General features: G+C 31.4%; 9 protein-coding genes. 4 read left to right on the forward strand and 5 right to left on the reverse strand.

Translation table 11 applies throughout. The features are described from left to right. Window positions 1–5: 5 nt before the first annotated feature. Complete coding sequence (locus tag V5J73_RS14650) at window positions 6–80, forward strand: hypothetical protein (protein WP_445236428.1); 75 nt, start codon at window positions 6–8, stop codon at window positions 78–80. Between the two features lie 266 nt (window positions 81–346). On the opposite strand, the gene V5J73_RS03560 is transcribed toward V5J73_RS14650, so the two are convergent. The 3 genes from V5J73_RS03560 to V5J73_RS03570 all read right to left on the reverse strand — a co-directional run bounded on the left by V5J73_RS03560 (window position 347) and on the right by V5J73_RS03570 (window position 10,900). Beyond that, window positions 347–1,516 (reverse strand): helix-turn-helix domain-containing protein, encoded by a 1,170-nt coding sequence (locus tag V5J73_RS03560; RefSeq protein WP_338647680.1) that lies wholly within the window; start codon window positions 1,514–1,516, stop codon window positions 347–349. A 1,566-nt stretch (window positions 1,517–3,082) separates the two neighbouring features. Continuing rightward, window positions 3,083–3,916 carry an outer membrane beta-barrel protein gene (locus V5J73_RS03565; RefSeq protein ID WP_338647681.1) on the reverse strand — a complete coding sequence of 278 codons (834 nt, stop codon included), beginning with the start codon at window positions 3,914–3,916 and terminating at the stop codon, window positions 3,083–3,085. Window positions 3,917–3,988: 72 nt separating this feature from the next. Then, complete coding sequence (locus V5J73_RS03570) at window positions 3,989–10,900, reverse strand: MBG domain-containing protein (protein WP_338647682.1); 6,912 nt, start codon at window positions 10,898–10,900, stop codon at window positions 3,989–3,991. A gap of 718 nt (window positions 10,901–11,618) precedes the next feature. Between V5J73_RS03570 and V5J73_RS03575 the strand changes: the two genes are divergently transcribed. Beyond that, entirely contained in the window at window positions 11,619–15,191 is a 3,573-nt protein-coding gene (locus tag V5J73_RS03575; RefSeq protein WP_338647684.1) for a PAS domain-containing protein, read from the forward strand. 104 nt (window positions 15,192–15,295) lie between these two features. Continuing rightward, window positions 15,296–15,661, forward strand: a complete 366-nt coding sequence (locus tag V5J73_RS03580) for a response regulator transcription factor (RefSeq protein WP_338647685.1) — start codon at window positions 15,296–15,298, stop codon at window positions 15,659–15,661. A 528-nt stretch (window positions 15,662–16,189) separates the two neighbouring features. Here V5J73_RS03580 and V5J73_RS03585 read toward each other — a convergent pair. Continuing rightward, window positions 16,190–16,966: a response regulator transcription factor gene (locus tag V5J73_RS03585; RefSeq protein ID WP_338647686.1), complete on the reverse strand. Its 777-nt coding sequence runs from the start codon at window positions 16,964–16,966 to the stop codon at window positions 16,190–16,192. A gap of 559 nt (window positions 16,967–17,525) precedes the next feature. Continuing rightward, on the reverse strand, window positions 17,526–17,975 hold the full coding sequence (locus tag V5J73_RS03590) for a hypothetical protein (RefSeq protein WP_338647687.1): 450 nt from the start codon (window positions 17,973–17,975) through the stop codon (window positions 17,526–17,528). 527 nt (window positions 17,976–18,502) lie between these two features. On the opposite strand from V5J73_RS03590, the gene V5J73_RS03595 reads away from it, so the two are divergent. After that, the gene (locus tag V5J73_RS03595; RefSeq protein ID WP_338647688.1) at window positions 18,503–22,045 is read left to right on the forward strand and encodes a PAS domain S-box protein; all 3,543 of its coding nucleotides are present in this window, start codon (window positions 18,503–18,505) and stop codon (window positions 22,043–22,045) included. The last annotated feature ends 89 nt before the right edge of the window (window positions 22,046–22,134 follow it).

Genomic DNA, 22,134 nt, shown 5'->3' on the forward strand with positions numbered 1-22,134 from the left:
CTATTATAGAAATACTTTTCTCAACAGATTATATTAGTAGAGAGCGGAAATCACTTATTCCCACCAAAAAGGGACTGTAGGTTTATGAGTACTAATAAAAAAAAATATTTTGGATGGCAAAAAAAACTTAAGAGTAATTGTAACAAAAAATAGTTTAATGAGTTCTTAAGAGGAATTTATTATACAAAAGAAAACAATAGTATTATAGATTAGATTATTAAATAATGACATTGAAATGGCTTTGATATTTGAAGTCATATTAGATTATAAGTACTATTCCTTAAATAGAATGCTTTTTTAATGTAAGTCTTTGGAATAGTAGTGGCATAATATCCAAGTCGTTTTTTTACGAATTCAGATGCTCTTTATTATAGAGCTGTGGTGTATTTCCTGTAACATCTTTGAACGTAATGAAAAAAGGGTTATAGGAAGAAAAACCCACCTTTGTTGCTAATGATTCTAATGTATTTGATTTAAGATAATCTTTTTCAATTAGATGAATAGCATCATAAATACGTATAATTTTTTTAAATTCTGTAAAACTCACTTTCGAATGATATTTAAAAGTAAAAGTTATATGGCTTTTTGGAATTTCTAATTTATTGGATATATCTGTTAGGTTAACTAAAGGATTTCTTAAAAATTCATATTGGAGGACTAATAACTCTATGTTTTGTAAATAATTGGTTACGTGTCCTGAGATTTTTTCCTTCAGAATTATATCTTGACTATTCGTTATTGGTTCTTTTGGATTAATAATCCACAGGTCATGTAAAATCAAATTTGAATTTCGATGTTTCTTTATTTTTTTATAAAGCGCATTATAGCCATATAAAATTTTGGGATTATAAAGTACTTTTATATAGGTCAAATTTAGTAGTATGCCAGAAATCCATTGATAATCTTGCCCATATGTATAATTATTTTTAATCATACCCAAAATGAGTGAGGTCAACAAGCGTATGCTTAACAAACAGCTGAATAGGAACAGAAACGAAGTCCATTGAACTAGTAAGCTATTTTGTTGGTTGATATTAAAAAATCCTGTTTTCCGATACCAAATATTTTTATTTAAAAATTGAAATGTTCTTAAAATGTAAAATGAGTGAAATAAGATGAAAATGGAAGAAAAAATTAATGCTGAAGAAATAGTTAGAAGATAAAATTTATTTAATAAAATACTACAAAAACCTAATATGAGCGGTAAGATAAAATGCTTTAACTCTGCTTTATCGAATGATTTACTATCAGCAACAATATTTTTGAAATATAGATATAAAGCAGGTGTACAGATACTAAAAAAAGGCAAATATGAACTATCGAAATTACTGGAGATTAAAAATATGTTTAAGCCTATCAATCCTGTAATTAGAAATTTAGTGGCCACAATTAAAAAGATAATTATTAGATACAAATTTATTATCCTATTTAATTTGTATCGAAGTGTTATAATTGTAACAGTAATAAGTCCAAAAAGACCAGTTAGAATATGAAATAAATTAATAAATGCACTCACTTTTATTTTTTTTGTATAATCTTTTATGAATTTTATTTTTCAGAAACTCCTTAAATCTAACCATTTGTTTAAAGTACGTTTAGAGAACAAAAATATGTTTTATCACAATAAAAATACTTCAATAAGTTTGTCAAATTATTAAAAGGAGTTGTCAAATACTTAAAAATAATTACCAAAAAAGATTAATAAGAATTTAGGTCTTTTTTGTGTCGTTATTATTACTTTTTAAAGGTGTAAATTAGATTTTTATTTTACAAAAAACGATAATATAACACTATGGAATCACTTAAATGGTATTTGTTAACTTCATTAAATTTACTCTTAATAATTATTCTATTTTTAAAATGGATAAAATATAGTGCCTCTAAATCGAGTAAGAATAGTTTTTTTAATAGCTTTTATTATAGAAATTATGAAATTATTAATTCTAGAAATAGTACTTCCAAAAGAAATAAAAAAATTCAAAATTGTCTTAGTTTAGTTTTTTTATTTCTTTTAAGTATCGAATTTTTTTTTATTTTTATTTTTAATGTTTTGTAATTTAATTGGAGGGATAACATAGTTTGTGTACAGGACTATATACTTAACTGTACTTTTTTTTATTAAATAACCATGGAATTTATTTAAAAAAGTTGTTTGTATTGTATTTAAAGTTTTTATATAAGACTTCAGTTTTTTAAGTCAATTTGAAATAGTCGCTAGATTCTACTTTCATAACGTTTTTTTTTTTTGATTTTTTGCAAATAAATCCGTTCTGGCTTATTAAAATTGGTAGGGGATAATTTTTAAATGTAAAATAATTAAATATGAATGTAGAAGATTCTAATTTAATACCATGATGATTACTAATACTTTATTTATAAAACTCTTACGTTTGATATTTAATTTAAATGTTTATTACGTTATTATTTTTGGTAAAATTCAGTATGTTTTCAGTTAAATAAATATTTAGATTATTTTATGTAATTGATGTAAGTTTTTATTAGCAGGTACCAATTTTATTTAGATAGTATGATAAAATTATCTTTACCATCCAGCTTACATAATATTTTTAGTTAATAAATAATTGAGATTGATACAAGAGATAATCTAGTAAGCTGAACAGTAAGATATTTAACAATTCTAAATAACAACAAACAATACAAATTTAAAAATTGTAGTAGCAGATTTTTGTAAATGAAGTTTAATTTAAATTAAAAGGTGGATAGTTTATATTTGACCTACTTTTTGATTCAAATAAAAAAATATTTACATATTAAATACAAGTTTATAATCGAAATAAATTTTACAAATGGTTCTAGTTTTGTTCTTCCCAAAATCGATACTAACAAAACTGTTATGAAACGCTATTCAAAATGCATGATACTAAATTTATTCATGTTAGTCAAATGATTGGTATTTGCATTATTGGGACTTAACTAATATTTAATCTGTTTATAGATCTTATATCATTTAGTTAGTCAAAAAAATATGAACACATTTTTTTTTTTGATATTATACAACGAACTGATAAAAAAAAGGTCATGATTTTAAGTCATGACCTTTTATTCTGTATAGTACTGGAATTTATTTAAAGTTCCATCCAAATGTTATACCAAATGCAACAGGTTGTATTTGAGCGTTTTTGTCAGTACTATACAATCCATTTGCTTTTCTGTTTAAAACAGATGTTGGATTGTACCCTATATAGGATTCATCCTTATTTTGTTTAAGTATCGAACCATATCCATTTTCAAGAAATAGTGCTGCATACAGTGCGTTGTTGTCCCCCATATCAAATGTAAATCCTAACTCAAAAGAACTCATTAAAATGCCTTTGGTATTATATTCTCCTGATGCTGAATAATTACCTTGACCACCAAAACCGTACTCTGGTAAGTTACCTATAGTTAAGTTGACATCTGGATAATAAGCTGTACCGTTCACATAATCGGCAGTTACTTTAATTTTATAATTGAGCGGTAAAAAATATTTAGCACCAGCTCTAAAATTAAAATCAATTCCTTTATTAATGTTTGTTTTATACTGCACAAAAAATGGAATTTGGATAGCATGTAAGGTTTGTTTTTCCATGTAATTAGCTGTTGTAACACTATACACAAATGCAGAAGTCGAAGGATCAACTTCAAAATTGTTCAATGTTGCAAAAGACTCAAGCGACGATACTTCTTGTTTGTATTGTGAAAACTCTATTCCTGAACCAATACCAAAATGACTGTTTAAAGAGTAAATATAGCCAGCTTTTATAGCACCTCCAAGTCGATTCCCTGTTTGTATTCCCACAACATCACTTTGAATATTACCAATTCCTGTTTGCATACCTAGATAAAATTGAGCAGCTATCCCCTGAGAAATTAAAAAAACTGTAATTCCTAGTATGTGTTTAATATTAAATTTCATATTTCTATTTTTAGCATTGAAATAATCCATCCTCATTTTTATTAAATGAGGATGTCATACTCTTAAATTATTTTAATTTTTAACTAGCAGGTTTTTTGTAAAATATTTACCATTTGCTAAGGTCATTTTTACAATATAAATTCCCTGAACATTTGGAGCCTTCAAATCAACTGTATTTTGATTAGTATTTACAGTAAGTAACAAACTTCCTATAGCATTAAACATTTCAATACGAGCATTTTGTAATCTACTAGAGCTAACATTAGTGATCAATTGAAAATCCGCATTACCTCTAACAGGGTTTGGAGCAATCCTTATATACTCTTCTTCTACTGTTGGAGACAAAGTTAATGGACAGGTAGTGATTAATGTTCCGTCTAATTTAGTAGCTACTGCATAATAGGTTCCATTCAAAGCACCATTTTCTTTAAAATACTGGTTCGTTTGACTAGGAACTAAAGCACCATTTTTATACCAGCTATAAGATTTAAAACTCCTAGAACTATTATCAAAGAAAATAATATCTTCAAATTGTTTTCTAATTAAGTTTGGCTGTCTGTTCACAAGTGGTAAGACAACTATTGGAGCTGGCTTGTAATTATTATTTCCTAACTGAGAAGCGGTAATAGTTACCGAACCATAATTCAACAAATTCAATGCATTTCCAGAAACAGAAACACTGTTACTATTCGAGGAAGTATAACTTACTGGTAAACCAGTATTAGATGTAGCTGTTAAAACAACAGTAGTTTCACCTTCGCAACCTAAATCGAAAATTTGATTCCAAGTGATCAGTTGATCAGCTTTAGTAATGCTAAAGGTAGCGTCTACAAACGTAATGCTGTAATTAGCATTTAAAGCTAACGTATTTTGATTAATTGTATAAGTTCCTACATTCTCCCCAACAACTCTTGTTAAAGCTCCTGTAAAAGTATCTCCACTAACTAAACTTGGAGAAAAGCTATAAGTAAGAGTAGGATCTACAGTGCCATATACTTTAGTTTTAGCATTCGCAGTTACTGTTATTGGTTTCGCAGTAATACTAAAGTTAGCTCCCAAATAAGTAATTAAATATTTATCACCAGCTGAAAGTGTACCTTGATTGATAGCATAACTACCAATATTTTCACCAGCAGTTCTAGTTAAATTTCCTGTAAAAGTATCTCCCGGCAATAAGTTTGGAATTACATTAAATTTTAAAATAGGATCGTTTTGTCCATATACCTTCGTTTGAGATGGAGTAGGTATAACAGTAATCGGTATTTGGTTTAATTTTAAAATATAACTTTTGGAAGTAGTACAACTATTTTCATCAGTAGCCGTAACAGTAAAATTACTATCAGCGACCTGAGTTGAAGTTCCTGTAATAGTACCATTTGATGCTAGTACAAAACCTGAAGGTAAACTACCAACTGTTACTGTATACGTTTTTGTTCCAATACCTCCTGACGCATTAAGCGTTTGAGTGTATAATGTACCATAATCGTATCCAGGTAGAGTTGTAGTTGTGAAACTTAATTCTGAAGGCTGTGTAATTGTAAAACTTTGCGAAGCCGTACAAGCGTTTGCATCAGTAACCGTCACAGTGTAAGTACCAACTGATAGTCCAGTAGCCGTAGGAGCTGTACCACCACTAGGCGCCCAAGAATAAGTATATGGACCACTTCCACCAGAAACAGCTACTGTAACTGAACCATTAGAACCAGCGTTACAAGATACATTGGTTTGAGCACTAGGAGTTGCTACTAGAGCAGAAGGTTCTGTAATTGTAAAACTTTGAGTAGCAGTACAAGCGTTTGCATCAGTAACCGTCACAGTATAAGTACCTGCTGATAGTCCAGTTGCAGTAGCAGCTGTTCCCCCACTTGGTGTCCAAGAATAGGTATATCCAGCTGTTCCACCAGAAACAGCTACTGTAGCTGAACCATTAGTTCCACCATTACAAGATAAATTGGTTTGTGCTACTGGATTTGCCATAAGAGCAGAAGGTTCTGTAATTGTAAAACTTTGTGTAGCTGTACAAGCGTTTGCATCAGTAACCATCACAGTATAAGTTCCTGCTGATAGTCCAGTTGCAGTAGCAGCCGTTCCACCGCTTGGTGCCCAAGAATAAGTATATCCAGCTGTTCCACCAGAAACAGCTACTGAAGCCGAACCATTCGAACCACCATTATAAGATACATTGGTTTGTGAAGCTGTTGAAATACTAAATGCTGGTGGCTGGGTGATTGTAAAATTACGTGTTGCTGAACATCCGTTAGCGTCAGTCACAGTTACTGTATAACTTCCTGCAGATAGTCCTGAAGCTGTAGCAGCCGTTCCACCAGAAGGTGACCAAGAATAAGTATAACCTGGTGCACCGCCAGAAGGAGAAACTGAAGCCGAACCATTCGAACCACCATTACAAGATACATTGGTTTGTGAAGCTGTTGAAATACTAAATGCTGGTGGCTGGGTGATTGTAAAATTACGTGTTGCTGAACATCCGTTAGCGTCAGTCACAGTTACTGTATAACTTCCTGCAGATAGTCCTGAAGCTGTAGCAGCCGTTCCACCAGAAGGTGACCAAGAATAAGTATAACCTGGTGTTCCGCCAGAAGGAGAAACTGAAGCAGAACCATTCGAACCACCATTACAAGATACATTGGTTTGTGAAGCTGTTGCAGTACTAAATGCTGGTGGCTGGGTGATTGTGAAATTACGTGTTGCCGAACATCCGTTAGCGTCAGTCACAGTTACTGTATAACTTCCTGCAGCCAAACCGCTAGCTGTAGCAGCCGTCCCACCAGAAGGTGACCAAAAATACGTATAACCTGGTGTTCCGCCAGAAGGAGAAACTGAAGCCGAACCATTAGAACCACCATTACAAGATACATTGGTTTGTGAAGCTGTTGCAGTACTAAATGCTGGTGGCTGGGTGATTGTGAAATTACGTGTTGCCGAACATCCGTTAGCGTCAGTCACAGTTACCGTATAACTTCCTGCTGATAGTCCTGAAGCTGTAGGAGCCGTTCCACCAGAAGGTGACCAAGAATAAGTATAACCTGGTGCACCGCCAGAAGGAGAAACTGAAGCCGAACCATTCGAACCACCATTACAAGATACATTGGTTTGTGAAGCTGTTGCAGTACTAAATGCTGGTGGCTGGGTGATTGTGAAATTACGTGTTGCCGTAGATCCGTTAGCATCGGTTACTGTTACCGTATAACTTCCCGCAGCCAGACCGGTCGCTGTAGCAGCCGTTCCGCCCGAAGGGGACCAAGAATAAGTATAACCTGATGCTCCACCAGTTGGAGTTACTGAAGCAGAACCATTTGTTCCGCCATTACAAGATACATTAGTTTGTGAAGCTGTTGCCGTGCTGATGACTGTTTGAGTATAGGTAATTGAGAACTGACTTGTAGCGGTGTTGCTATTTGTGGCGTCATCCTGCGCTACGTTAGTCGCAATGTTGATCGTTACTACGCCATTCGTCGCTGGCGTGGCATAAAAAGTATAAGTTGTTCCGCTTCCTGAAAATCCACTGATGGTGGCATTTGCTGGTGTAATATCTCCTGCTACAAATCCGGTTACCGTCTCCGAAAAAGTAACTGTAAATGGAATTGGTGAAGTACTGGTTGATCCGCCAGTAGCACCTGCAGTACTCGTAATCACAACGGATGGACCCTGCGAGTCAACCGTAAAAGTATTGGTTGTACTGTTTGCGCTCACTGCATTACCAATTACCTGTGCAGTCGCATAAACCGTATGCGAACCTTTTGCCAGTGCTGCCGGCTGCGTAAGTGACCAGTTCCCGCCTGTTGCTGTCGTAGTACCTAAAGATGCTCCATCTACATAAACCGTAACGGTTGCATCTGCCGTTGCAGTTCCTATATAAGTTGGGGCGGTCGTACTGATTAAACTGCCATTGGAAGGGTTGGCTACTGTTGGAGGGGTGCTAGTTGGTGCTGACCTTAACTCTTTATAAGAAAACTGGTCAACAGCCATATAGTTCTGAGTACCCAATAATTCTACAGCAAACTCGTCAATATCTGTAGAAGACAACGTTCCAGTTACAAAAACACGATGCCAATTCCCTCCCAAAGCATCCGGAGTTTGATTAAATGTTACAGAAGTATAAGTTCCTTCGGCAACTTGTAAACCATTGCGTTTACCAATAATTTTTATTTGGGTTCCATAAGGTAAAACAGGTTGAGAACCCGCATTGGCAGATGGCCAAACATCAATAGAAACCAATTTAAAGATCTCATGATTGTTGGTTTTTAACCCGCCTACATTTCCGGAAAGATCCGCTCCGAACCCTGTATCCGTGTATCCCGCAGACGGCGGACTATCAGAGCCATAATCTCGAATATTTTGACCAATAAAATTGCCGGTTAATGTGAAGTTTACAGTAGAAGAAGTAAAACTTGTATTGTTATTTCCTAAGTTCTCAAAATCATAAATCGCCTGATACCCTGTTGAGCCGGAAACTACTGCGCCTAATTTACTACTCTCTACTGCTGTACCAAAAGCAGTTCCGTCCCCTGGTGTTACTTCAAAGCTGATGTATTTATCGGCATCAGCTGAAACTAGGGTATAAGTGACAGATGTTGCAGATGCTATAGCTGTTTTATTTAATCCGGAGCTATTATCCGAACGGTACCATTTAAACGTAGTGCCACTCTCGGTATTATTTTCTGCATCTGTATAAGTATAGGTTCCTGTTAGAGTTTGTCCTATAGTATGTGTACCGGAAATAGAAACCGAGGTAGCTGTTGGTGCATTATTTCCCGTAGGCACTGGTGGACCAACCTTTATAGAATTAACGCTATGATTTGTCGAAGATTGGTTTTCTAAATATCCTCCCGAAGTAATATAGAAACGTACTTCGTCAACATTACTAAATGATGAATTTAGAAAAATTGTTATAGGATCAAAAGCAGCACTATTATATCCTTCAAAGGTAGTTGAAGCAACTTCGTTACCATTTCTAAATCCTTTTACAGTATTAGTAAAGGAAGCTGATTCGCCCCAATTATGATATTCAAATTGATTAAGTTTAAACTCACTTCCATCAGCAGATTTAATTGCCATTCCTTTAGAACCTGCATTATTTTTATTGGTTAATCCTGAATAAGATCCAGAAATAGTGCTCATAAAAGTGCTGTTTTCCCAAGATAAAGGACTTACAAATGTTCCATTACTATCAGAAATATTATAAATTTTAATATCAATATCAGCTATAGCTTGCGATCCACCTTCTCCATCACTGGCAATATTATCAACAGTAATAGCTGTTGAATTACTCGTAAATGTCAATGTAGGTGAACTACTTAGTAAAACTCCTTCTGCTAGATCGTTGATTGTAATTGTATAATTTTTTTCAAAACTTAAACCACCTTGACCTGTCGTTCTTATACGAATAGAATAAGAAGATTTAGTTTGGAAATCAGGACTTGCAATGATTTTTAATTCGTTGCCAATAATATTAAAAGCTCCATTATCAGTGTCTCCTGTTCCTGAAATTAGGGTATAAGTAAATGTGTTTCCGGAATCTGCATCGGTAGAAGATAATGTTCCTACAGTTGAATTTGCTGCTATATTTTCGTTGATAGAACTAGAAGAAAGCGTAATGTTGGTTGGAGCAGTGTTGGTTGGAGCTGAACCCGGCACAATTTCAACTTCAAAAATAAGGTCAAAATTATTCTTGGCGACACCATCTTGATACAAGACACCTCCTGCATAAAAACTCTCATATACATTAGGCGATGATCGATTACCATAATACAAAGTAATTTTGTTAGCATCCGATCCCTCAAAGCTAAATGTATAAGCCTGCCCGCTAGTTACTGAAATATTCAGAGAAGAAACGTCAATAGTTGTAAAATCTGTACCAGTTGTAGCAACCACTAGAGAAGTTTTAGGTATTGTGATTGTTCCTAATAAATTTCCAGACAAACCACTCCCCTGTCTAATTGTTAATGTACGATCAAAAGGATTTGAATCCTCATTATACAATACTCTAATTTTAGAGAGCTTACCACTCTGGCAAGCTGTAAAACTTTGTCCTAAAAGATCGTAAAAATTTTCACTTTGAGTAGATACATCTGTTAATGTGGCAGAAATTGTACAATCAGTGGCTGTAGGCGAACCTATGGTAAAACTTTTCTGTTTACCGGCACCAAATCCAGCATAAAAATTTTGTGGTGTATCTGCACTTGAAGATGAAGTCCACCTACTTGGAGTAATAATATCTGCGAGCCAATCTGCTTTCGAGCCACTGGTCATACCAGCTAGTGGACTATAGCTTATATTAGGAAATCTTGCTGTTCTAGACGTAAAGAAACCTATAGAATTTCCAACTGGCAAAGTACTCGGCAATTCACAATATCCTGAACTAGTTTTAAGAAAACAACTACAACTAGTGGTGCCAGGATCATAAGACCAACCGTTAGAACTATTGATTGCAGTGGTGGTTATGTTGTTAAAGGCAAAAATAAATGTGGGTGTAGTGGCACTGCCTTGATAGATCAATAACTGATCGCCAGTATCCTTATTCCAAGGTGACGAAACCCCGGTTGATACCCAACCACTCGTTGTAAGTTCAGTGGTGGGTACCACTGTACCATCTGGTTCAGACACACTAATTGTCTTACTTGCAGTGCTGGTATCCAGTTTGAATATCATCACAGTACCCGCTGGAATCACCGCTGACGGAACAAACTTAATAGTTCCATCAAAATTCTGACTTATGAAACTGCCTGGGGATCCGTTTAACCAACCGCAATCAGTAATAAAGATTTCTTCATTAGCTGGTATAGCAGCCAATGCAACAATTGCAAATTGACGCGTTGGATCCGTAAATATAGTCGGAGTACTATAGCCATCTGGTCCGGCATTCATTCCTATAACGGCCAAATCCCCTGGAGATAAAGATGCACTAACATTTGTTGAGAAAATACAAAGCAGTCCTAATAAAATAAAAGTAAAGTTTTTTTTCATCAGCATTTTAATTTTAATTTAGTTTTTATATTTAAGAAGTGGATTGTTTAATCAAATCTAAAGAATCAAATTTCCCAAAAATGATTGTTCTTTAATTATTCAGCATTAAATAATCAAAATTTAAAACAAATGTATATTGTAGCACTTTCAGCTCCTTGTTTTTTACGATTGATTTAAAGTAAAAAGAGAATAACTTATAATTTACTTCTTGTAATTAAACTATTTTAAGTTGTTTAGTATTAATGATGATCATAATTAATTTTTCACTTTTTCATACTAATGATTTGGATTCATTTTTGCTATTAAATTAAATCAAGATTATAGGTAGACATCATCTCTTTATTTTAAATTCCTGTGATTGTTGACAATAAGTAGGTTTACTTCTAATCATGAATAATTATTATGATAGCACGTTTATAAATTAGTTAACAAATTAATTTATTATTCGAATGTTAATGAATCATAGTTCTAATTAAAGCAGATCAAAAATTAAAATAAAGAATTTTTTACTATAATATTTTGACTTAAATAAGTATCTTCTTAAATGTATTAAAAATATTCTTTTTTGAATTTTTTTATAATTTACATTACCTTCAGTAGTTTTGAGTTTAAAATTTTTAGTAAATTATAGTTTCCATTTTTATTTTGTTACATGAAATTTGTATTAATTTGCGTTCTGTCCCACTATTATAAGTATTACTCATAAAATAAAATTTAGATGAATAGCTTGTTGTCAAATATAAATCCATCGATGAATGTTTTAGATATTGATTTATTAAAATTAAAAAGTGATTTTGAGAGAATTTTACTGTTAGTATCAGATGTTTGTAAAGTATCTGATGTATTTATTACTTTGGAGCCTGGTACAGGTTCTGTAATACCATTTAAAATTGGTTTAAAAGGATTTTCATTTGCTAATGAATTTAGCTGTTTTAAATCTCTTATTGAGGAGAATAGGGATATAATTGTTTCTGATTTGAAAAATGATTTGCGGTTCAAAAGGATTGATTCTAAAAATACTTTTAACTTTTTTGCTGGATTTCCTGTAAATACTTCTTCTCATTGTTTAGTTGGAACGATTTGTATTTTAAATAAAGAGCCTAAGGAACTGTCTTCAATAGAATTGATAATTTTAAATCATGTCCGGTTAGAAATTGAATCTTTGTTGCAGGTTCATGTTGAAAACCTAAAGTTATTAAGTGTATTTGGCGAAAGCAAAAATCAATTTCAATTATTAATAGAAAATTCAAAAGAAATTTTCTTTCAACTCGACTTGGATGGCAATTTTACTTATGTATCGCAAAACTGGACTCCTTTAGTAGGTCATTCCATTGAAGAAATTTTAGGGCAAAATTTCAGCCCCTACATTCATCCGGATGATGTTGATTCTTGTTTTGTTTTTTTAAATGATATTTTAGGGAAAAAAGATGATAAAAAGGAACATATTTACAGAGTATTGCATAAGGATGGACATTATGTTTGGCACTCTTGTAAAGTTGGATTATTGGAAAATAAAGATGGTACTTTTTATGCTGGTGCGGCAAGGGAAATAACGAAATATGTAGAAGGACAAAATAAGCTAAAAGAACAAAAAGAATTTTATGAAAAAATACTAGATGGATTACCTACGGGTGTCGCAGTTTACGATAGTGAGTTCAGATATCAATATCTAAATCCAGCAGCTATTAAAAATCCAGAATTGAGGCAATTTGCGATAGGTAAAACTAATTTGCAATACGAACAACATGCTGGAAGAGATCGATCATTTGCTGAAAATAGGCAACTTAAGTTTGAAGAAGCGATTTTAAAAAAGCAGACGATTACGTGGGAGGATACTATTCATGCTAAAAGCGGACAAATTTCGCATCATAGTCGAAAAATAACTCCTGTGTTTAATGCAAATGGAACACTTGAAATGTTAATTGGTTTTGGAATAGATGTCACAAAGAGTAAAGAGATTCAAGAGGAAATACTAAAAAGTAAACAACTGATTAGTAGTATATTGCAGAATGTTGCAGTCGGAATTTTAGTTCAAGGACCACAATCAGAAATAGTAGAAAACAATAAAGCGGCTTGCGAAATGTTGGGGCTTACTCAAGATCAATTGCTTGGTAAAACTTCTTTTGATGATTACTGGAGAGTAATTCATTTGGACGGTACTAATTTTAAACCTGAAGATCATCCAGTTCCAAGAGCAATTAAACATTTGAAACCAATGAATAATATTGTTATGGGAGTTCATCGGCCTTTAACAAATGATTTAGTTTGGTTATTAGTGGATGCTATACCTGTATTCGGAAACAACAAAGAGCTACTTTACGTGGTTTGTTCCTTCAATGATATAACTACCCAAAAGAAGGCCGAATATGCTCTAAAACAAAGTAACGAAAGATTTATTTATTCCAGTATGGCTACATCCGATGCGATATGGGATTGGGATATTGTAACTGGGAAAATATTTGTTGGAGGAAGCTATGCAACCCTTTTTGGACACCAATTTGAGAATAATATTATAACGGATAACGAATGTGAAGACTTTGTACATCCAGATGACAGAGATGATTATTTTAAAAGTATTGACGATGCAATAGCCGGAAAAGTTACAAAATGGTCTGGTGAATACCGTTATTTAAAATCTGATTCAACCTATGCGGATGTTAGAGATAAAGCAATAATTATTCGAGATAATCAGGGTAATGCTACTCGTATGATTGGCGCCATGCAAGATATCTCTTTAGAAAAAAAACTAAAAGACGAATTACAGCAAAGCGAAGAACAGTTCAAAGGAGCTTTTAAATATTCTAGTATTGGAATGGCTATTGTTGATTCTACAGGCCATTGGAAAGTAGTAAACAGTCAAATAGTTCAAATCTTGGGGTATACTCTAGAAGAACTAAATGCATTAACTTTTTCAGACCTTACCCATCCTGACGATCTAGAGGAAGATTTAGTCAATTTAAAGTTAATGACTTCTGGATTAATTTCTAGTTATACAAGGGAAAAAAAATATTTGCATAAAAATAAATCAATAGTTTGGGGGCATTTATCAGTATCTCTGGTAAAAGACAGTGTGGGTAACCCAATCCATTTTATTTTTCAAATTGTGGATATCACCATTAAAAAAAGGATAGAAGAGGCAAACAAATTACTAATAGATGAAAATAATAAAAACAAAGCGATCCAGTTGAATGAAGCTAAAAACATGTATCGTCTTTTAGCTGACAATATGGTTGATTTAGTTTGTGTTCATAGTTTAGATGCTAATTTTCAATATGTTTCCCCATCGATTTCTCATATATTAGGCTACAGTCCTGAAGATTTAATTGGATTATCTCCTTTTGAATTCGTGCATCCTGAAGATGTAGTTAACCTTCAAAAGAGTATTACAGGTTTCATAACTGAACAGGAAGATATTTCAGCTAAAACGCGATTTAGAAATAAAGAGGGCGAGTATATTTGGTGTGAAACCAAAGCAAGTTTAGTGAAAGAAAATGGTATTCCTGTTAGTTTTCATTCTTCTACTAGAGATATTACACAAGGGAAGGAAGCAGAATTAGCTATTAGAAAAGCATTAAATCAAGAGCGGGAATTGAATGAATTAAGGACTAATTTGGTTTCAACTATTTCACATGAATTCCGAACCCCAATGACAACGATACGGGCAAGTGCTGAGTTGATAATGATGTATTTAGATAATCAAAAGTTAGAAAATTATTCGCTTTTGAATAAAAGGGTTAATATCATTGTTGGTGAAATTGATCGAATAGTTGAATTGATGAATACAGTATTAGTGATTTCTAAAAATGATCTTGGAAAAACAAATTTTTCTCCCATTACTTTTGACTTAAAGCAAACCTGTCTGGATGTTATTGAAGTAAGTGATTTTGATCAAAAAGAAGGAAGAAAAGTAAAAACATCATTTAGTGGAGTTACAATTCCCATATTTGCCGATAAAAGCCTCATGGAATACATTCTTTTTAATGTATTGAATAATGCATTTAAATATTCTCAAGGATTTGGAGGGGATATAATTCTTAATCTTTTTACTACTACAAAGGCAATCATAATTGAAATTATTGACTTTGGTATTGGGATTCCTAAGGAAGATCAAGTAAAATTATTTAATACCTTTTTCAGAGCAAGCAATACCAATGGTATTCAAGGCACTGGTTTAGGTCTCTATATTGTTAAAACCTTCACAGAGAGAAATTCAGGTTCAATACAAATAGAAAGTGAGTTGGGGAAAGGGACAAAAGTAACATTGCAGTTTCCCAGGCCAAAATTAAAATAGGGTTTCTCAAAGAAAGAGAAAAAACAGCATTTAGAAATTTAGAGTATGAAATTATCTTTTTAAGTTGTACCTAATTACAATTAATGAATTTGAACAAAAGAGATATGTCGAAAATTTTGATTATTGAAGATGAGGAAGCATTGAGAGAAACCGTTGCTGAATTACTACTGATAGCGGGCTATGAAATTGCTGTAGCAAAAGATGGATTGGATGGACTGAAAAAAGTGCAGGAGGAAGTCCCAGATCTTATTTTATGTGATGTAATGATGCCAAAACTTGATGGATACGGTTTTCTAGAGCAACATCAGCTTTCAATTTATTCACATATTCCAGTAGTGCTGTTGACTGCGAAAATAGAATTGGATGACGAAATATTAAGTTTAAAACTAGGAGCCAAAGGATATGTAAGAAAACCTTTTAATTTTCTAGAACTTAATCGGATCATAAGGTGTTGGTTATTTTCCGAGTAAACTGTTTTAAGGTAAAAATATTTATAATTAAGTTTTTTTAAGCAAAAAAAACACCTAAGGAACAAGTAATGTTTAAAAGAATTGCTAAAATGACAACTAAAAATAGTATGATTATAATAAGTGAGACTTCAATAAATTGGTAATTTGTTTTGTTAGGTTCGTAATCATTGTAAAATGAGAAAGGTTCTAATTTTTGTTGTATATATCCTATAAAATTGATTTTCATATTGGTTTCAAACTTTTGTAATGATGGCTATATGTAGATTATCATATTAATTTTTTTAACCTACTTTTTTTGAAGTAAAAAATATATTACAAACATTTAAATGTACATACTCTAAAAAAAACAAATAATTTTCTGATTAAAAATTTAAAAAATATTCCTAATGAGTTAAAAATCTAGATAGAATTTGTTATGTGAATTTGAAATTAAAGGGGGATCGTTGTAGTAAATTCTAATTAGGAAAGAATTTTATTTTTTAATAAAGATAGAAAAGATAGATAAGAATTAAGAAAACGATGATTTATTCAATCAAAGCCATTATTTTCATCTTTTACGGATTTGATATAATCTCGAGCAGACATACCAATATATGATTTGAAACTTGTAGAAAAGTAAGAAAATGAATTAAAACCAGTTTCATCTGCGAGAAACTGAATGTTTTTTTCACCCAAATTAATTAGTCTAATGGCATAATCTAATTTAAACTCTCTTATATATTGACTTGTGTTTTTATTCGTAAGTTTTCTAATTTTTTTATCTAATGTAGATTTGCTAATAAAAAGCCTTTCTGATAATTCATAATGATCAATTTTTGATTTCATTAATTTTAATAAAATTTCATTTACTGATACGATAAAATCTTTTTCAGACAACTTAATAGTAACTTTTGAAAAGGGATCAGGACTTAATTTTTTAATAATATTTATTTTAAAATCTAATATATTTGTAATCTTAAAAATTAATTCTTTTATCTTAAAAGGCTTCATTATATAATCATTTACACCATTTTCTAGTTGTCGATATTTGATTTCATCGTCCATATTAGCTGTTATTACAATGAAAGGGATAGAATTATGTTTAATTTCTTTACGAATTTTTAAAAAAAACTCTTCTCCGTTCATGGTAGGCATCATTAAATCGCTAATTATAATATCACAGGTGTTTTTTTTGAAATAACCAAGTGCTTGAGCTCCATCTTCGAACCATTGTACATCAAAATTACTCAAAGTTAATAACTCCAAAATAGAACTACCTAAAGCTAAATCATCTTCAATTAGTACTATTTTTTTTTTTGATTTCATCGCACTAAATTAAGTAGTCATTTTTATAGCTATAGTTTTTAATATTTCTCGCTTTCTGTATAAAAGTAAATCTACTTAAAAATACTAACAGAACCTATTAAATGTAAATGGAATTAAATGAATTTTAATTTAAAATCTGGAATAATGATAAAACAGTTAATGTAAGTATGGAGAGATAGTATTTAGTAATTTTCGCTTACAGAGAAGTTTTTTTTGGTGACAGATTATTAGCAATGAGGGAAGTAACAAAATAAACAAAGTCTATTTCAATATTTTGGATTATTTTAGATTATTTTTTACTGTATAAAAAAGGATCAAACTTTATTGAAAATTTAAGTCTTTATTTTTGTATTAGCATAATTTTGAAATAAACAATTATAATCTGTTGCGGATTTTTGAAATCTAATTTATTAGATTTACATTTAAATACAAAAATCTGATTCGCTTAGTGTTTTTGAAAATACTAGTCTTTAAAGTATTTAAATTCAGTTTGTTATGTTGTTTTTAAAGTTTTAAAAACTATGAATCAGTTGTAAATGAATTATATACAATGTGACTTTTACACTTTGCTCAAAACTTTATGTGATAATTGGTTTCTTGTTTTTGTTTTTAAAGATCGACTAAAGTCTACCTTTTTAATACCATTAATTTTAAATCTTTTGAAATTTAAATCAGTTGTATTTATCAATACTGCATGCATGTATTTTTTTATAGTAAAAGAAATAAAAATGGCAATTAATTTTATAACATTTAAGATAAAAAGGGATGCATAAGTGACATCTATAAATTTCTCAAAAGTATGAAAGGTTATTATAATCAAAATAACACAAAAATAATTTATGTATAATACCCTATGCTTGGTAATTCTTACAGAAGAAATTTTATTTAGAGCAATTGTAGTAATATTATTTTTTTCAGTCACAGTTAGCGTATTTTCTGTTAATGAAAAATTTTGATTTTTTTTTGTTATATCAATCAGCTCCTCGCTGTAAGAATAAATTCCATTCATCTTGAAAGACAATTACTTAATTTAATATCTTGACTACACAACTTATTTTCTTAAACACCCTTAACGAAAAAGAATTCAAATTTATTACCTACTATAAATTTTAATAAGCTGCATAGCAAGAAAGTTCCAACATTTAATCAAATTTATAATTTGAGAGCTAAATTTGTACTATTGTTACGATTGATTTAAAATTAAATGTCTATAATTTTTATTTTTCTAAATTCGAGCTCTTTGTTTATTTTCCAAATGTAAAAACAAGGGAAGAGGATAGAAAATCTTTAATTTATTTTATTATGTCTGTTTAGCGGTACTATTATTACTCCATGAAATACCAAAAAAATCGATAAAGTGAATTTATCAATAATTCTATTATTTTTTAATAAAGTAATGTGATGAATGTTGTTTTAATGTATTAATATTATGTTAATTTGTCTTAATTTACTTAAAATTCTATAATGTCATCTGCTACGTGTTTAACAAAAAAATAATCTAAATAAATATTCTTACTTGAAAAATATTATTACCTCATGAATGACTTTAGCCTAAAATTTTTGGAACTTGATAATGATTTCAAAAGGATATTATTGTTTGTATCTAAAATATGCAATGTTGCTGATGTGTTTATCACGTTTTTAAATTCTGATATGCATATCATTCAATTTAAAATTGGTTTGGAAGGTGTTGCAAATCCAAATGAAATATATTGTTTTAATCATCTCATTACTGATAATCGTGATTTAATTGTTTCTAATGTTCAATGTGATTCGCGATTTCAGTCAATTGACAGTATGGAATTTTATAAATTTTTTGCTGGATTTACTATAAATACTCCTTCAAAGTTATCCGTTTTTGGAGCTATATGTCTTTTAAATAAAGATGCTAAAGAGCTTACTAGTATTGAATTACAAGTTTTAAGAGATGCTGTTGTACAAATAGAGTCTTTGTTGCAACTTAATTTTAGAAACCAAGTACTTCAGGAGGTCATAATTCAGAAGGACAATCAATTTCAGTTGTTATTAGAAAATTCAAAAGATGTATTCTTTCAACTAGATTTAAACGGAAATTTCACTTTTGTATCACAAAATTGGACCTCTTTATTAGGACATTCTACTGAGGAAATTTTGGGAGAAAATTTTAGTCTCTTTATTCATCCAGATGATGTTGATGCTTGGTTTGTATTTTTAAATGGTATATCAGGAAAAAAAAAGGATAATAAAGAATTTGTTTATAGAGTATTACACAAGCACAGGCATTATGTTTGGTATTCTTGTAAGGTTGGATTTGAAGAAAACAATAACGAAACTTTTTACAATGGTGTAGCAAGGGAAATAACGAAATATGTAGAAGCTCAAAATAATCTTATTCAACAAAAAGAATTTTATGAAAAAATTTTGGATAGATTACCTACAGATTTAGCTGTGTTTGGAAATGATTTTAAGTACAAGTATCTGAACCCAGCAGCTATTAAAAATGATGAACTTCGAAAGTTTATTATTGGGAAAGATGACTTTGAATACGCTAGATATACTGAGCGAGATGATACCTTTGCAATCAATAGAAGAATTAAATTTGAGGAAGCAATAGAAACTAAGCAAACAGTATCATGGGAGGATAGTATCAATGCTAAAAGTGGACAGATAGTATATCACAGTCGAAAAATAACTCCTGTGTTTGATGAAAATGGAACACTTGAAATGTTGATTGGTTTTGGAGTAGATGTTACAAAAAGTAAGGAAATTCAAGAGGAAATACTAAAAAGTAAACAATTGATTAGCAGTATTATTCAGAATATAGCGGTTGGAATTTTAGTGCAAGGTCCACAATCTGAAATAATAGAAAGCAATAAGGCAGCTTGTGAAATGCTAGGTCTTACCCAAGATCAATTGCTTGGTAGAACTACTTTTAATGAAGATTGGGGAGTAATTCATTTGGACGGTACTAATTTTAAACCTGAAGATGATCCGGTACAAAAAGTAATTGAACAGTTGAAACCAATGAACAATATTGTTATGGGAATTCATCGCCCCTTAACAAATGATTTGGTTTGGTTATTAGTGGATGCCGTACCTATTTTTGGAAGCAATGAAGAACTACTTTATGTCGTTTGTTCTTTTAATGATATAACTGCTCAAAAGATGGTAGAGGATGCTCTAAAAACAAGTAACGAAAGATTTAACTATTCTAGTATGGCTACATCAGATGCAATATGGGATTGGGATATTGTAACTGGTAAAATATTTGTTGGAGGAAGTTATACAACCCTATTTGGACACGAATTTGAGAATAATATTATAACGGCTGCAGCATGTGAAAATTTTGTGCATCCTGAAGATAAAGATTCTTACAGGAAAAGTATTGAAACGGCAATCGAAGGAGATGATTCAAAATGGTCGGATGAGTACCGTTATTTAAAATCGGATGGGACTTATCTTTATGTTAAGGACAAAGCAATAATTATTAAAGATCTAAATGGCAAAGCAGTTCGTGTCATAGGTGCTATGCAAGATATCTCTTTAGAAAAAAAACTAAAAGACGAATTACAGCAAAGCGAAGAACAATTCAAAGGAGCTTTTAAATATTCTAGTATTGGAATGGCTATTGTTGATTCTAAAGGCCACTGGAAAGTAGTAAACAGTCAAATAGTTCAAATCTTAGGGTATACTAAAGATGAACTAAATGCACTGACCTTTGCCGACCTTACCCATCCCGATGATCTAGAGGAATATTTAGTCAATTTAAAGTTAATGACTTCTGGATTAATTTCTAGCTATAGCAGAGAAAAAAGATATTTACATAAAAATAAGTCTATAGTATGGGGGCATTTATCAGTATCTCTAGTGAAAGACAGTATGGGTAACCCTATCCATTTTATTTTTCAAATTGTGGATATCACCATAAAAAAAGAAATAGAGGAGGCGAACAAATTGCTAATAGATGAAAACAACAAAAATAAAGCAATACAGTTGAACGAAGCCGAAAATTTGTATCGACTTTTAGCTGATAATATGGTTGATTTAGTTTGTGTTCATAGTTTAGATGGTTGTTTTCAATATGTTTCCCCATCGATTTCTCATATATTAGGCTATAGTCCTGAAGATTTAATAGGGTTATCTCTTTTTGAATTCGTGCATCCTGAAGATGTTGCTAATCTCCAAAGAAGTGTAATAAACTTTATAGCGGAAAAAGAAAATATTACAGCCAAGACACGATTTAGAAATAAAGAAGGCGAGTATATTTGGTGCGAAACTAAAGGACGATTAGTTAAAGAAAATGATATTCCAGTTAGTTTTCATTCTTCTACTAGAGATATTACACAAGGAAAAGAAGCTGAAATAGCCATAAAAAAAACATTGGATCAAGAGCGGGAATTGAATGAATTAAGGACTAATTTGGTTTCAACTATTTCACATGAATTCCGAACCCCAATGACAACGATACGGGCAAGTGCTGAGTTGATAATGATGTATTTAGATAATCAAAAGTTAGAAAATTATTCGCTTTTGAATAAAAGGGTTAATATCATTGTTGGTGAAATTGATCGAATAGTTGAATTGATGAATACAGTATTAGTGATTTCTAAAAATGATCTTGGAAAAACAAATTTTTCTCCCATTACTTTTGACTTAAAGCAAACCTGTCTGGATGTTATTGAAGTAAGTGATTTTGATCAAAAAGAAGGAAGAAAAGTAAAAACATCATTTAGTGGAGTTACAATTCCCATATTTGCCGATAAAAGCCTCATGGAATACATTCTTTTTAATGTATTGAATAATGCATTTAAATATTCTCAAGGATTTGGAGGGGATATAATTCTTAATCTTTTTACTACTACAAAGGCAATCATAATTGAAATTATTGACTTTGGTATTGGGATTCCTAAGGAAGATCAAGTAAAATTATTTAATACCTTTTTCAGAGCAAGCAATACCAATGGTATTCAAGGCACTGGTTTAGGTCTCTATATTGTTAAAACCTTCACAGAGAGAAATTCAGGTTCAATACAAATAGAAAGTGAGTTGGGGAAAGGGACAAAAGTAACATTGCAGTTTCCCAGGCCAAAATTAAAATAGGGTTTCTCAAAGAAAGAGAAAAAACAGCATTTAGAAATTTAGAGTATGAAATTATCTTTTTAAGTTGTACCTAATTACAATTAATGAAT

Origin of the sequence: Flavobacterium sp. KS-LB2, assembly GCF_036895565.1 — a bacterium.
GTDB lineage: Bacteria > Bacteroidota > Bacteroidia > Flavobacteriales > Flavobacteriaceae > Flavobacterium.